We start from the raw sequence: 14,648 nt of genomic DNA, 5'->3' as shown, positions 1-14,648 counted from the left end.
TATAAATAATAAAATCTCTGGAGCAAATTAAACTCCAGAGATTTTTTTGCTGTAATTCATTTTTTAAAAATTATAATTATTTAAATATGCTCTTTATTGTTAATTGCAGATGAAGCCGCTTAGTATAAGAGATGGATAAATAGGATTATGAAATAGATCACTTAGCGAATGATTTTCGAAAAGAAGGTCTATTATTTATGAGAAATAATAAAATTTTTGGATTAAACGAGATCAATTATAAAGATTTAGCAATTGCGGTAGTACTCAGTGGTGCTTCTTTGTTGTTAACTACGTCTATTTCAGGTACAGCAAACGCAGCGGCGACAAATGATACATCTACTACTTCAACTGAGACTGAGGTGACAGCTAATACTGCAAAAATTAGCAGTCCGTCGATTTCTAATGATGCATCAACTGGAGTGGCACAAATTAATCTACCTGATCAATCTAATGATGAGATAACTGGTACGTCTTCGGTTAATGATTCGATAAACAGTTCTAACTTAAACAGTGATCCTGCAACAAGTGCAACCAACGGTACATCAAAGAGTGACACAACAACTATCGACAATAGTACGGCAACGTCAAATGTACCTTCTCCATCAGATCAATCGAATAGTGAAACTGATCTAACTTCAGATGCGACAGGCGAGACTTCAGGACAAGGGGAGGATCAGATATCTACCGATCCCAACGCTACAAATATCTATCAAGCCTCGGAAAATGAATGGACCGCAAATGGTGCATCTGATAATAATTCACTGTCCACTGGTGAGATTAGTCCAGCATTTAAAGTTCCTAGTACCGGTATCAAAGTCACAAATTATGGTTCAACGCCCACATCTGAAAATTTATATGTGGTTTATCTACAAGCCTTTGATAATTACAACAAGCCATTAAGTAAAGTCATTAGTATTAGTAGTGGTGTTAATGACTCGATTATGACTAGTAGTTGGCAACCATTAGTATTTTTAAGATTTAAAGCAAGTATGGGTGACAATGCTGATTATTTGAACACACCTTATAACCCCGATTATCTTGATTCACCGATAACTGTGACCGCAAATGGTCATAATTTGTTAGTTTCAATTTACTTCATGGATCCTAAAGTTGAAGCAAACTATGAATTTGTTGATGAGGATACGGGTCAAGTAATCTCCCAACAGACTGATTCATATTCATACAAAAGCTCATCTGATTTTGGGACAACCGGAATTCGCCCGGCAATGGACATTTTATCAGGAAATACCATGACTGTTGCAAATAAAACAGATACTGCTGATAGTGATCCTGATGATTTTCCATATTTTGGCCCGACTGGAATGATTTATAACAGTGATAAGTATGTTCTAGATTTGGCTAAAAGTGGAAACGTCACGCCATTAGATTATTCGAAGTGGCCAGATCAAGACTTCACTAAAATTTTCTATTACAAAGAAGCCACAGCACCAACAGTTACAGTCGATGCTGTTAATCAGTATGGTGATCTGCTCAAGACATTCAGTAGTTCACAAATTCCTTCAACAACAATGAGTTATTCGGATTATTTGCCTGCTGCAACAGATATTAATATTGCTAATAATACTTTTTCAGGCGTCAATATCATTGAAGCTAACAGTTTATCAGGTCAACCTAATAAAACCATCAATGATCCCATGACAATCGATCAATATCCTGCCTTCTTAGATAGCAGTACTGCACAACAACAAAAAGATGTCCGTACGTTAGGGGATTATCAAAATATAGAATATCAGCTGACGTACAATACTGAGATAACACCTCTTTATGTTCAACCAGTTGATCCAAATGGCGACAATATTGGTGATCCCATTTCTGTTGGTATTGGCGAAGTTGGTCAAAATGCTAATATTTTTGCGCCATCAGTAGATGGATATGATCCTCTAACTTCATCAATTGATATTACAGTTCAACCGGATCAAACACCGATCGATTTTCCATATATTTCAGCTACGGATATCGATCCGGCCCATGGTGGTTCTTATTTGTATTCTGGAAAATTCCCTCAATTACCAATTGGTGGGATTAATATTATTAATACGGGAACAACTACGACCGATCCAACTGCTGAACATTCAGTGAGCGTTCAAGCAGTAGATACTGCTGGTAACCCATTAGGCAGTTTGATTCCTGTGACAACTGCCGAATCAAATACTTCAGCGCTTATTAATTGGTCTTCTGCATTGATCAATTTGTTGAATAAGTCAGTTAAAAATATTTCTCAATATCAACTTTGGAATCCATCTGCTTTGACTGGAGAAATGAATGTTCCAGTTAAAAATCAAGATGTGGTTGTTGATGTTATTTATGCGATCCCTAAGATAACAACGACGTATAAGTTCGTGGATTCGACTACTGGTAATAATATCCTTACGGAAACCAATACTTGGGATTTGAATGATCCTAACAATGGCTATACTTACCAAACACAAGGTATTAGACCACCGATGACGATCATCGATCCCGACTCAGGTCAACTTGAAGCAGACGATGAAACGTCTGATCCTCAAACCGATCCCGCTAAACTTCCATTTTTTGGACCTGCAGGCAATACCTTTAACACTAATTATTATCAATTGGATACCACTAAGAATGGTTCGACGACGCCAATGACTTATATCGCTTGGCCTACTGGCGATGTTACGAAGATTTTTTATTATACGGAAAATCCTGATCCAACAATTACAATTGAAGCTGTCAATCAAGCAGGGGATGTTATTAAAGTTTTCAATTCACCAACAGTAGTCAGCAGTTTACCTGCACCACAATTGAGCCCAGCAAAGAATTTTCCAACAGCTTCTGACGTCGCCATCGACGGCTACACGTTAACTGGACTTAAAGTTCACGCCACTGGGGACTATTTTGGTGGTACAGACACAGATTATAGTTATACTTTCACACCAGATCAGTATGCAGCATTTCTTAATAGTCCTAGTGCACAAAATACGATGGATGAGCGTGCTTTAGCTGCACATAAGAACTTTGGCATTTATTTTACTTATACTGGTGATCCCGTTGATTTAATCGTTCAACCAGTCGATCAAAGCGGTAATAATATTTCTAAACCAATTACGATATCTGATCAGATCGTGGGTTCCACAGTTACGATCCCCGCACCAACGGTTTCCGGCTATCAAGCAGTTGAGCCATCTGTCGATGTGTCGGTCAAACCTGATCCAGCAATCATTCAACTTACTTATCAGAAAGTTACACCAACTAATCCTGATAGTGGAGGTACAGGAACAGGACAAACTGATAGTGGAAACACTGGGACAGGGACAACAACTGGTGGTTCCACAAATGTCGATAGTGGAAGTGCTTCTAGCACTACAAATTCCGGAACTGCATCGGAAACAGGTTCTTCAACTGATAATAAAACAGAACAAACTTCTGAACAAACATCAGCAGGAGCATCTGCAAACGGTATTAATACTAGCGTTTATTCAAATAATAAAGGTATGTCTTCTAATACTGAAAAGAAAGTGAACCTTGCTTTGATTGGTAATGTTTCTCAAAACAATATTGAAGAAGCTAGATCAAATGGCAACATTCAGAATGAAAATAAGCTGGTGGCTACGAGTTTAATCGGACGTCAAAATGATGTCACTTCTGAAAAAGATAGTGTTCAAGTTGGCAATTCTCAGAAGAAACGTAGTTTAGGAATTTTTGCTAAATCAACTTTATATCCTATCCAAAGTAACAAATTACCACAGACAGGTAATAAATTTGCCTTTATTCTCAGTGCATTAGGTCTAGGTATGTTAGGTGTAATGTTGCTAGGTATAAAGAAATTTAGAAAGTTGATCTAGAAAAATGGATCAATAACTCATTTACAAATCAACAATACAGGGTAGAATGTCGCATTGCTTCAATTTTAGGAAAGTAAGCGATGTTTTGTCCTGTATTCTTTTTGGAAAAAATAAATATTATTAATTGTGCAAAATAACTATCTATTTTGAGGGAAAACCTGTATACTCACATTATTGTATTATGAGTTAGTTAGAGATTTAATTTTTCTTTATGAATGGTTACTTTCTGAACTTGGCTTAACAATGCAAAAATATTGCGCACAAGCGCTGGAGGTTCTCATTCATGGAACAAGGAACAGTTAAATGGTTTAACCCTGATAAAGGTTTTGGTTTTATTACTCGCGAAGATGGTAGTGACGTATTTGCTCACTTCTCAGCTATCCAAGGTGAAGGATTCAAGACTTTGGACGAAGGTCAACACGTTACATTCGACGTTGAAGACGGCGACCGTGGACCACAAGCAGCTAACATCGTTAAAGACTAATTAGCTACTTTAAGAGATCGAAACGCAGTGTTCGATCTAATTAAAGGCGACGATAGATTCCATTTTGGAGTTTATCGTCGCCTTTTTGTTTTGCATAAAAAAATAAATATGGATCACTACTTGAAAATACGAACGTGTGTTCGTATAATGATTACTAAAAGGTTGGTGATACAGATGGAACAAATTGTCCCACGGGAAAAGTGGTTGTATAACGATCGAGGCATGCTGAAATGGATGGGCTGGTTATTGTCTGATCATAGTGCCTTTATGGAGAAATCAAGGACCCAAGAGACTGATAAGGAAATAAAGCCACAGATGGATCAGCAACAAATTAGTCGTAATCTGGCCTCTGCTTGGGAAGATGGTGCAATGATCAGTATTCAAATGAATACGATCGAAGTTAATAGTTTCATCCCAGAGATCAAAGGTCAGGTGATCGGATTTAATGCCGGTCAGATCTATGTTTTGTTAGAAGAAGGAACAACGAGAAGACTGCAAGTTGAAGATATTCGCTATGCAACAACAGTACCTTCTCAAAAGTGGTGGTTAGATGATAACACCCTTTGATGATCCAAGTCGATTGCCGATCAGAGATATCATGTGTATCGATTGCAAGTCTTTTTATGCAAGTACTGAGGCTATCAGAAGAGCAGAGCACCCACTAGCTTCCAAGATAGCAGTTTTATCCCGCACTGAATCTAATGGAGGACTAGTACTGGCAGCATCACCTGATACTAAGAAAGACTACGGGGTCAAATTAGGGACCCGTAAGTTTGAGATCAGGCCTAATATGGATATTCAATTAGTTTCACCGCATATGGCAGACTATATTCGTTTGAATTATCGAGTCAATCAAATTTTTCGACAGTTCACTGATGATGCTCATTGGTTTGTTTACAGTGTCGATGAATCTTTCATCGATGTTACTCACAGCCATAAGCTATTTGGAAGCAACGAAGAGATCGCCGCAAAGATCCAAGATAAGGTTTTTAAAGAAACCGGGATCGTTACGACTATTGGTATTGGTCCTAATCCGCTCATGGCCAAATTAGCGTTAGATAATGCTGCTAAAGTCCAAGCTCCTTGGTGGGCCACGTGGACTTATGAAGAAGTTCCAGAGACTATTTGGAAGATACCTTCATTGACTGATTTTTGGTCGATCGGTGCGAAAACGGCTGCCAAATTAGAACGAATGGGGATCCACTCGATTTATGATCTAGCTCATGCTGATCGCAAGAAATTGAATAAGAAATTTGGTGTTTTAGGGGATGCTTTGTATTTTCACAGTTGGGGGATCGATTATTCTGATCTAGCCAAGCGTTACGTTCCTAGATCGGATAATAAAGGTTATGGAAATAGTCAAGTTTTGATGCGGGATTACATTACTAAGGAAGATATTGAAACAGTTTTATTTGAAATCGCGGATCAAGTTGCGACTCGTTTACGTAAGCATAAAGTTCTTGGAGAAGTCATTGGCATCCAAGTTGGCTTTGCACAACCAAATGTGGCGGGAAAGAACGGCTGGGGAGCACAGACCAAAGTCGATCCAACTAATCAAACTAATGATCTGATCAGAGCAACTAAGTACTTGTTCGAGAAGAAATGGCAGGGTGAGGCTCTACGAAGTTTAGGTGTGCGGGTCAACCGCGTTAGTCATCCGAACTCTTTACAAATGTCATTATTTGAAGATGTGCACCAATACGATACTAATTTGCGTTTGGAACATACTATCGATCAGATCAGAGATAGGTACGGCTATAAAGCGATCGTACGTGGATACAGTAAATTATCAGCTGGTACTGCCATTGACCGCAGCAAGTTAGTCGGTGGCCATCAAGCTTAAAAGGTGAAATACAGTGCTAAAAGAATCGAAGACCTTAATTCAAAACTTTGATAAACATTTTTTACGTAAATACAATTGGCGTTATCACATACTGATAGTTGATAATCATCTATTTGATAAGTATAGCTTTTTCTTACAAACCTTTAAGAAAAATGAGAAATTAGTTTATAGCTATGATCTTTTGGAAATTACACACGATGAGAAATTGTATTCAGAAATACTACGTGATCTAAAAGCACATACTCAATTGAGCATCGAGTATCGAGATACCGATCATTTAGTTCATCCTGGAAAGGATATTCAATTAGATAAAAGCCACGGACATTATGGTAAATAAAACTTCAGAGCAGAGACTTGTTCTGAAGTTTTTATGTATTGCGGGAAAAGTGAAAATCAAAATAATAAAAATAAATTTGAAAAAGATTTTAAGTTATGTGTATAATTTAAGAAACCGTTTTCAAGATACTGTGGAACTTAGTATTAAAAACGATTTTTGTCACATTCTATGCAACCGTATTCAATTGCGATATAATAGTCATGACATAGGTAATGAAAACATTTGTAAAAGTAGATTGACAAATTAATCACAAACGAATAAAATAAAATGTATTCGTTACCAAAAGAATAAAAATAAATGGAGGTAAACAATGAATATGAAATATCGTGTATATTTAGATACAGATTCACAATTGTTTACTGTCGTGGATAAAAACAACGAAAACGTTAAAGCCAACGGTACAACAATTGAAGAAGCTATCGGAAAATTAAAAACACAAGTTGCTTAATATAAGAAACAAATGTAATAAAAGACGACCTTGAAAACTTAAATTGTTTTCAAGATCGTCTTTTATGTTTCATGGATCGTGATGATAACCGTTGTAAGTTAACTGAATTGTTCACCATTCTCGAAAGGTTTAATGCAGACTATGATTGTCTGACATTGGGCACGAGGTTAATTGTTAGTTAACGGTTAGTATCGCTGTGTGGATGTAAGATGGCATTATCCTCAAGGATGTTGGAACAGATTCCAAGTGGCTGCTAACAAGTTATTTCATCATTTCAAATAAATTGTGTTTGGATTTCTGTATCCGTTCCATTTAATTACTAAGTAAAAATAGTGCTTCCTTTTTCTACTTGTTTAAAATGCAGCGGTTTTGATTGTGGTATCCATTTTTGTTAGCTAATGTTGCGGTAATTGGATAGTGGTGTTTATCTTTATCCTCAAGGATGTTGAAACGAGCTCCAGGCGACAGCGGCCTCCGGTTAACACACGTAGTCGCGGTACTGCTTCGCAGTACCTTGTGCGACTACATGCGTTAATCCTCAGCAGCTGACCGTCGCCTTCCGCTCTCTGTGTTTTAATCCTCAGCAGCTGATCAACCTCGCTCCGCTCTCTATTTTTTTAATTTGTTACTGTTTGCGTACATGATGCCCCAAATTCCTGGGATCAAATATAATGTTGGTCCAAAGAATGCTAGTACTACTAAGATGATTGGATAAATGTACGAGTTATCTTTGTGGATGTATTTGATCATGAAGAAAGAGATGATTTGGATCGCTAGTAAGAAGATTGGCATTATGACTGAAAATCCTACAGATAATGCTGTGTCCATTTGATTGTTGCTGAGTGCTGAGGCATGTGATAGGGCAGCTACCATTAAGATCTCTACTAGTAAGTAGATAACGGTATTGATCCACCAAACTATCCAGCCTGATTTTTGTACAGGTGTTGTTGATTTCATGTAATTCCCCTCCATTTATCTTTTGATAACATTTTACAATAGAAAAAATAATAGAATGGCAATTTTTAAGAATTTAGAATTAATTTATTTAAAAAGCTTTAATAAGGGCGTCTTTGGTTGAAATCACATTGAAAAAAATTGCATAATCTAGACGAGTATCTCTCGGTCAAATGTGCAGTTGATCATTTGAGAATGCTAATTTTTATGTGATTGGAGTTTTATAAAATGTTAAAGGAATTTAAGGATTTTATTGCCCGTGGTAATGTTATGGATCTAGCTGTTGGTGTAATTATGGGGGCTGCTTTTACAGCTATCGTTACATCACTAGTATCAAATTTGATCAATCCGTTGATTGGATTGGTTTTAGGTAAGATCGATCTAACAAAGATGTCAGTCCAAGTTGCTGGTGCTAATTTCAAATATGGTAGTTTCATCGAGTCGATTATCAACTTCTTGATCATTGCTATCGTTGTTTTCTTCTTAGTGAAAGGCGTTAACAAATTGATGAGTACGAAGAAAAAAGAAGAAGAAGCTCCAGCACCAACTAAAGAGGACGAAATGATTGCCTATTTGAAGAAAATTTCCGAATCAGTTGATAATTCACATTCAGAGAAGTAAGTGATTATTTTCTGAAAATTAGAACTATTCCAATGGTTATGAATCATTCAATATTGGTGATAAATATAGATTTTTCCGTTATTGTCTTGTAAAAAATGAAAATAGGGGTTACTATAATTAACACAAAATTAATTTTTTTTTAATCAGTGGAGGGAATAAAATGACAGATACAAAGAAAGTAGTTTTAGCTTATTCAGGAGGTTTGGATACATCAGTAGCCATTCCATGGCTTAAGAACAAAGGATACGACGTTATTGCATGTTGTATCAACGTAGGTGAAGGTAAAGATCCTGACTTTATCGAAAAGAAGGCCATCAACGCAGGTGCAGTTTCTGCCGAAACAATTGACGCAAAAGATGAATTTGCTGATGGATATGCATTAGTTTCATTACTAGGTAACACTCTCTATGAGGGTAGCTATCCATTACTCTCTGCTTTATCCCGACCACTGATAGTTAAAAAATTAGTAGAAGTTGCTCAAAAGAATAATGCCGTAGCTATTGCTCACGGATGTACTGGTAAGGGTAATGACCAAGTTCGTTTTGAAGTTGGTATTCATGCCTTAGCACCAGAGATGGAAGTTTTGAGCCCAGTTAGAGATTGGCACTGGTCACGTGAAGAAGAAATCGACTTCGCTAAGAAACACAATATTCCAGTTCCTATTGATCTTGATTCACCATATTCAATCGATGCAAATATTTGGGGCCGTGCTAACGAAGCCGGTGTTCTTGAAGACCCATGGGTAGAAGCACCAGAAGATGCCTTCGGCCTAACAAACCCAATCGAAAAGACACCTGATGAACCAGAAGTAATGACAATCAAGTTCAACAAAGGTGTTCCTGTTGCTATCAACGATGAAGAGATGAAATTCTCAACGATGATCGAGAAACTTAACGACATTGCTGGTAAACATGGTGTTGGTAGAATCGATCACATTGAAAACAGACTAGTTGGTATCAAGTCACGTGAAATTTACGAATGCCCAGCTGCAATGGTATTGATCACAGCTCATAAAGAACTAGAAGACTTAACAACAGAACGTGACTTAGGCCATTTCAAGCCAGTTATCGAAAAAGAACTTACAGAGATCATCTACAATGGTTTGTGGTTCTCACCATTGATGGATTCAATTTTGGCCTTCCTGAAAGAAAGTCAAAAGAACGTTGCTGGTGAAATCAGATTGAAGTTATTCAAGGGTAATATTTGGATCCTTGGACGTAAATCAGAAGTTTCATTGTATGATAAAGATCTTGCTACATACACATCAGCTGACTCATTTGATCAAGAAGCTGCCAAAGGATTTATCAAACTTTGGGGACTTCCAACTCAAGTACAAGCTCAAGTTGATGCTAAAAATGCAAAGAATCCAGTAAATGAGGGCAAATAATGAGTACCAAAAAATTATGGGGTGGCCGTTTTCAAGCTCAAGCTGAGGCTTGGGTCGATGAGTTCGGTGCATCAATAAGTTTTGATCAACTCATGGCTGATGAAGATATTGAAGGTTCTTTAGCACACGTTAAGATGTTAAAGAAAACAGGTATTTTGCCAGCCGAAGACTGCGATAAAATCGCGACCGGTCTAGAAAATGTTCGCCAAGAACTCCACGATGGAAAACTCCATTTCACTGTTGAAAACGAGGATATTCATATGAATATCGAAAGTATTTTAACAGATGAAATTGGACCAGTGGCAGGTAAGTTACATACTGGTCGTTCTCGAAATGATCAAGTTGCAACTGATTTCCATCTATACGTTAAAAATCGTTTGCCAAAGATCATTGAAGAAATCAAGATTATCCAAAAGACGTTAGTTCAATTGGCTGAAGAAAATGTCGAAACTATCATGCCAGGTTATACGCATCTTCAACATGCGCAACCTATTTCGTATGGACATTATTTGATGGCTTATTATTCAATGTTCAAACGTGACGTTGAACGATTCGAGTTCAACAATAAACATGCTGATATTAGCCCCTTAGGAGCTGCAGCATTGGCCGGAACGACTTTCCCGATAGATCGGGAGTTCACTGCCAAAGAACTCGGATTCAGCGAAATTTACAGCAATTCACTCGATGCTGTTTCTGATCGTGATTTTGCCTTGGAATTTTTGAGCAATGCTTCGATTTTGATGATGCATTTGTCACGTTTTTGTGAAGAGATCAGTATGTGGGGCAGTTATGAGTTCCAATATGTGGAATTATCTGATAAATACACAACTGGTAGTTCGATCATGCCACAAAAGAAAAATCCTGACATGGCTGAATTGATCAGAGGAAAGAGTGGTCGAGTTTACGGTCATTTGATCGGATTGCTGTCGACGATGAAGTCATTACCATTGGCTTACAACAAAGACTTGCAAGAAGACAAAGAAGGAACCTTCGATACTGTCAAAACACTCTTGCCAGCTTTGAAAGTGTTCAATGGAATGATTTCCACACTCAAACCTAAGAAAGAAAACATGCGTCATGCCACCGAGAATGATTTTTCCAACGCAACTGAATTGGCTGATTATTTAGCAACCAAGGGTATTCCTTTCAGAGAAGCCCACGGGATCGTTGGTCAGTTAGTTTTACAAGGATTACAAACACATAAGAATCTGCAAGATATCACAATGGATGAATTCAAAGAGATCTCACCAAAGATCGATGAAGACGTTTATGAAGTTTTGAAGCCTGAAGTTGCCGTTGAGAGAAGAAATTCGCTCGGAGGAACAGGATTTGCTTCCGTAAGAAAACAAATCGCTGATGCAAAAAAAAAATTGCAATAATTAAATAGTGTCCAATTATCCATTATTTTTGACGATAATTGGACACTTTTTTGTTATTGGATATTTTAAAAAATGAATCTGAGTATATAATATGATATATAGCAAACTGTTGACCTGGGATTTGCTATACCACTTAATCTTTCCCAAATATAGTCATTTTCCATGTAGATAACCAGGTTTAGCTCTTCTCTTTTGAGGAGGGCTTTTTTGTTTGAAATGGGTCGTTATAGGTGTGAACGCTGTTTGCATCTGACAGTGGAAATGATTTAGGTGATATGAAATTGTATATCTACTTCTTTTTGTATTAAAACATTGCACAAATTAGATAGATTTTTATTTTGAAAATTACTTAATGGGGCAGTGATCTACTGTTTGGCAATTGTCAGCGGGCAATGCTGGTAGACGTATATATAACTATCCATTATGGTTGTCTAAACTTTCAGCAATTGGATAGTGGTGTTTATTTTTATCCACAAGGATGTTGAAACGAGCTCCGAGGCACAGCGGCCTCCGGTTAACACAGGTGGTCGCGGCACTGCTTCGCAGCACCTTGTGCGACCACCCGCGTTAATCCTCAGCAGCTGACCGTGCCTCTCCGCTCTCTCTGTTTTTAAATAGTTAAATTAACCTTAATATCTGATACAATTTTCTGCACCAATGCTATTATGAAAGCGTATTAATTTTGTTATAGGAGGGGTGTACGATGAGTGCAAAGATTAGTAAGTTTATGTCGTCTCCCAGCAAGGTTTTTTATACGGCTGCGTTGACGATAATTGTTATCATGCTGATCGGTACTGGATTTGATTGGCAAATATCACAGGCTATTATGGATCAAAATTCTTGGTTCGGGACTATTTTTCAAGATTTTGGTTTGTGGCCAATTCCATTTATTATTATTTTGAGTTCGATGGTAATTATTAATTATGCTTGGCGGAGCAAAACTATGCCGTGGTTTGTTCGTTGCAGTATGATTATTGGAGCTTTTGTATTGTCAGGTTGGCAACTGTGGGCTAATTATTTAAAGACTACCGTTTATTATGCATTGACTTTAAATGACAATATCAAAAAAGGTTTACCAGTTGGACAAGCTAATAGTGATGGTGGAAATCTACACTTATCATTTTTAGGTAATTTTGCTATCTGGATCATTATTTATTTAGTTATTTTCTTTTTGACCCAAATTTGGCTTTCACACAAGTCAGATGAACAAATGAATTATTTAGTTAAAGTGGCCGTTGTCGCAACTTTAGCAGCTATCGTGGCTAACGATATGAATAGTGCCATGAAGACTTATTGGGGTAGATGGAGACCTTATGAATTAGCAGGTAACCATGCAAACTTCACTAACTGGTTCCAACCCAATGGGGCCAATAATCATATGAGTTTCCCATCTGGACATACGACGGCTGCAGCTGGGATCATGCTCTTACCAATGTTTGTTGATCGGGCCAATGTCAAATTACAAAAGATCACATTTTGGCTAGGATTAGCTTACTGTATCTTGATGTGGGCTTCTCGTGTTCGGGTCGGTGCTCATTTCTTAACTGATGCTACTTCAGGCCTTTGGACAGTTTGGTTTGTTTTCTTTGTTGTATTGAGTATTACAGGAATGCACTTGGTCGAGTGGAAAAAAGATCCAATACTGTTAGACCACAATATATAGTGCTTTCATAGGTCGTTTATCACCATATATATGTAAAAATAGTGGAATTTATATTTTCTCAATGATACACTAATCTTTGTCGTTTTTATTTTTAACGTTTAGAGGGTGTATTGAGAAATGATGGTTATTAACGATTTTAAAGGCTGGAGTAAATCCAGTTATGGATTACTTGCATTAGGGATCATTATGCAATTAATTATTTTAATAAGTTCTGGTAATTATACAGCTATGAATTTATTGACAGTTTTAGGCGCCATGCTGGGCGTAACTTGTGTTCTGATGATCAGTAATCGGAAGGCAAGTAACGGTATTTTCGGAATTATTTCCGCCGTTATCATTATTGTTAACGCAATGATCAACAAAGTATATGCCGATGCATTATTGCAATTTGCTTATATCTTTGTCTTGGATATTCCAGTTTTGGTTGCTTGGACTAAGCATGAAGATGGCACTGGAAACGCCGAAGTTTCTAAACCACTTCAAGGATTCAAACAGTGGGCTTATGCCATTGTAGGTATGTTAATTATTTGGGCAGTATCATACGTCTTATTGAAACAATTCGGTGATACGCAACCAGTAGTTGATGCCTTAGGATTTTCTATCGGAATGATCGCATCGATCCTTTGTGTTAAGAGAATCAAAACACAATTTATCTTCTGGTTCGTTCAAGGAATCGTCTCAATGGTCCTCTGGATCAGAGCTTCCATGCTTGCTGGAACTGGTTTGATGAGTCCACTAGGCTTCATGTACGTCATTTACATGTTGAATGACTTAGTTGGATGGATCACTTGGTCACGTGCTGAACATAAGGAAAAAGTAGCTGAAATGGCTGAATAAAAACTACTCAATTTACTTGGTATGTAATTAAAAAAAGGCAATTTAGTTCTAACAGTTTTGTTGTTAGACTAGATTGTCTTTTATTTTGGTATAAGGAAAAAATTATGGCTGGTTTAATCCTAGACTCTCGTGAATTCCCAAGTTTTCGTTTGTAACGAGTTTTCCAACGACTTCCCCCACTGAAGCAGTTGAAGTTGTATTACCGGAAACTAGCTCGCCTTTATGGGTAATGACCACTTCATCAGATCCAGAGACTAAGAATCCCGGACGTAATAAGGTATAGTCTAAGTCTGATTTTTCAACGACTTGTGCTGCCTTAAGATTGTGTATCTGCATCGGATTGTTATCGACGTTATCTTGTGGTCCTACAGATTGCGGAATTTCATTGTAAATACCCATGGCAACCATAAAAATCAAACGATGGACATTTTGTTGGTCCATTACGGTAACGATATTTGTAGCAAGGTCGGCTAATTCGTTATCGGAATTTTCAGCAGATAATGCTGAAAAAATAATATCTTGTCCTTTTATCACTTTGGCCAACGTAACTACATCATGAACATCCAATTCTTCAATTTGTTCACGATCTGGTGTTGGCGTGAGAGTGGATGCATGTCGTGATACTAAAGTAATAAATGAATCTGTTTTCTTCAAAAGTTTTTGTCTGACTGCCGATCCTGCAGTGCCTGTCGCACCTAACAGTAATACATTTTTCTTCATATGATCCTCCTTAAACAAATAGTCTGTTTTGCAAGTTTTAACTAGTATAAAATCCATCATGAAGTATGTAAAATGCTTATATTGGACAGGATTGATTTCAAAGTATGAATAACAGAGCAACAAAAAATGCATTATCTATCTAACAATC

The 14,648-nt window shown here is 37.3% G+C and carries 13 protein-coding genes; 11 read left to right on the top strand and 2 right to left on the bottom strand.

Annotated elements, in window-relative coordinates; all coding sequences use genetic code 11:
• Positions 1 to 197 precede the first annotated feature (197 nt).
• The 6 genes from EKM78_RS05830 (at position 198) to EKM78_RS12580 (ending at position 6,939) form a co-directional block, all read left to right on the top strand.
• The gene (locus EKM78_RS05830) at positions 198 to 3,827 is read left to right on the top strand and encodes an LPXTG cell wall anchor domain-containing protein (protein WP_125770319.1); all 3,630 of its coding nucleotides are present in this window, start codon (positions 198 to 200) and stop codon (positions 3,825 to 3,827) included.
• Between the two features lie 283 nt (positions 3,828 to 4,110).
• Positions 4,111 to 4,311, top strand: coding sequence for a cold-shock protein (locus EKM78_RS05825; protein ID WP_125709690.1), 201 nt, complete (start codon positions 4,111 to 4,113; stop codon positions 4,309 to 4,311).
• 174 nt (positions 4,312 to 4,485) lie between these two features.
• Complete coding sequence (locus tag EKM78_RS05820; RefSeq protein WP_125770317.1) at positions 4,486 to 4,878, top strand: DNA-directed RNA polymerase subunit beta; 393 nt, start codon at positions 4,486 to 4,488, stop codon at positions 4,876 to 4,878.
• Positions 4,862 to 6,154, top strand: a complete 1,293-nt coding sequence (locus EKM78_RS05815) for a Y-family DNA polymerase (RefSeq protein ID WP_125770315.1) — start codon at positions 4,862 to 4,864, stop codon at positions 6,152 to 6,154. The genes EKM78_RS05820 and EKM78_RS05815 overlap by 17 nt, the downstream gene beginning before the upstream one ends.
• A 13-nt stretch (positions 6,155 to 6,167) precedes the next feature.
• The gene (locus EKM78_RS05810; RefSeq protein WP_125770313.1) at positions 6,168 to 6,491 is read left to right on the top strand and encodes a hypothetical protein; all 324 of its coding nucleotides are present in this window, start codon (positions 6,168 to 6,170) and stop codon (positions 6,489 to 6,491) included.
• Positions 6,492 to 6,801: 310 nt separating this feature from the next.
• Entirely contained in the window at positions 6,802 to 6,939 is a 138-nt protein-coding gene (locus EKM78_RS12580) for a hypothetical protein (RefSeq protein ID WP_164507214.1), read from the top strand.
• 609 nt (positions 6,940 to 7,548) lie between these two features.
• On the opposite strand, the gene EKM78_RS05805 is transcribed toward EKM78_RS12580, so the two are convergent.
• Positions 7,549 to 7,896 (bottom strand): hypothetical protein, encoded by a 348-nt coding sequence (locus EKM78_RS05805; RefSeq protein ID WP_125770311.1) that lies wholly within the window; start codon positions 7,894 to 7,896, stop codon positions 7,549 to 7,551.
• A 225-nt stretch (positions 7,897 to 8,121) separates the two neighbouring features.
• On the opposite strand from EKM78_RS05805, the gene mscL reads away from it, so the two are divergent.
• The 5 genes from mscL to pnuC all read left to right on the top strand — a co-directional run bounded on the left by mscL (position 8,122) and on the right by pnuC (position 13,780).
• The gene (gene mscL, locus EKM78_RS05800) at positions 8,122 to 8,514 is read left to right on the top strand and encodes a large-conductance mechanosensitive channel protein MscL (RefSeq protein WP_125770309.1); all 393 of its coding nucleotides are present in this window, start codon (positions 8,122 to 8,124) and stop codon (positions 8,512 to 8,514) included.
• Between the two features lie 160 nt (positions 8,515 to 8,674).
• A complete protein-coding gene (locus EKM78_RS05795; protein WP_125770307.1) occupies positions 8,675 to 9,901 on the top strand; it encodes an argininosuccinate synthase in 1,227 nt (408 codons plus the stop codon).
• A complete protein-coding gene (gene argH / locus EKM78_RS05790; RefSeq protein WP_125770305.1) occupies positions 9,901 to 11,280 on the top strand; it encodes an argininosuccinate lyase in 1,380 nt (459 codons plus the stop codon). The genes EKM78_RS05795 and argH overlap by 1 nt, the downstream gene beginning before the upstream one ends.
• Before the next feature lie 703 nt (positions 11,281 to 11,983).
• Entirely contained in the window at positions 11,984 to 12,943 is a 960-nt protein-coding gene (locus EKM78_RS05785; protein WP_125770303.1) for a phosphatase PAP2 family protein, read from the top strand.
• Between the two features lie 117 nt (positions 12,944 to 13,060).
• Positions 13,061 to 13,780: a nicotinamide riboside transporter PnuC gene (pnuC, locus tag EKM78_RS05780; protein ID WP_125770301.1), complete on the top strand. Its 720-nt coding sequence runs from the start codon at positions 13,061 to 13,063 to the stop codon at positions 13,778 to 13,780.
• 102 nt (positions 13,781 to 13,882) lie between these two features.
• On the opposite strand, the gene EKM78_RS05775 is transcribed toward pnuC, so the two are convergent.
• Positions 13,883 to 14,500, bottom strand: a complete 618-nt coding sequence (locus EKM78_RS05775) for an NAD(P)H-binding protein (protein WP_164507213.1) — start codon at positions 14,498 to 14,500, stop codon at positions 13,883 to 13,885.
• Positions 14,501 to 14,648 lie beyond the last annotated feature (148 nt).

This window comes from Companilactobacillus furfuricola (assembly GCF_003946325.1).
GTDB classification, from domain to species: domain Bacteria; phylum Bacillota; class Bacilli; order Lactobacillales; family Lactobacillaceae; genus Companilactobacillus; species Companilactobacillus furfuricola.
The sequence above is the reverse complement of the archived record's forward strand: the minus strand, read 5'-3'. Positions and strand labels throughout refer to the sequence as shown.

Bases quoted from the DNA above. Each gene is read 5' to 3' on its own strand.
- EKM78_RS05805 (WP_125770311.1), bottom strand. From the start codon at position 7,896: ATGAAATCAACAACACCTGTACAAAAATCAGGCTGGATAGTTTGGTGG.
- EKM78_RS05830 (WP_125770319.1), top strand. From the start codon at position 198: ATGAGAAATAATAAAATTTTTGGATTAAACGAGATCAATTATAAAGAT.
- argH (WP_125770305.1), top strand. From the start codon at position 9,901: ATGAGTACCAAAAAATTATGGGGTGGCCGTTTTCAAGCTCAAGCTGAG.
- EKM78_RS05820 (WP_125770317.1), top strand. From the start codon at position 4,486: ATGGAACAAATTGTCCCACGGGAAAAGTGGTTGTATAACGATCGAGGC.
- EKM78_RS05815 (WP_125770315.1), top strand. From the start codon at position 4,862: ATGATAACACCCTTTGATGATCCAAGTCGATTGCCGATCAGAGATATC.
- EKM78_RS05795 (WP_125770307.1), top strand. From the start codon at position 8,675: ATGACAGATACAAAGAAAGTAGTTTTAGCTTATTCAGGAGGTTTGGAT.
- EKM78_RS05825 (WP_125709690.1), top strand. From the start codon at position 4,111: ATGGAACAAGGAACAGTTAAATGGTTTAACCCTGATAAAGGTTTTGGT.
- EKM78_RS05785 (WP_125770303.1), top strand. From the start codon at position 11,984: ATGAGTGCAAAGATTAGTAAGTTTATGTCGTCTCCCAGCAAGGTTTTT.
- EKM78_RS12580 (WP_164507214.1), top strand. From the start codon at position 6,802: ATGAATATGAAATATCGTGTATATTTAGATACAGATTCACAATTGTTT.
- pnuC (WP_125770301.1), top strand. From the start codon at position 13,061: ATGATGGTTATTAACGATTTTAAAGGCTGGAGTAAATCCAGTTATGGA.
- mscL (WP_125770309.1), top strand. From the start codon at position 8,122: ATGTTAAAGGAATTTAAGGATTTTATTGCCCGTGGTAATGTTATGGAT.
- EKM78_RS05775 (WP_164507213.1), bottom strand. From the start codon at position 14,500: ATGAAGAAAAATGTATTACTGTTAGGTGCGACAGGCACTGCAGGATCG.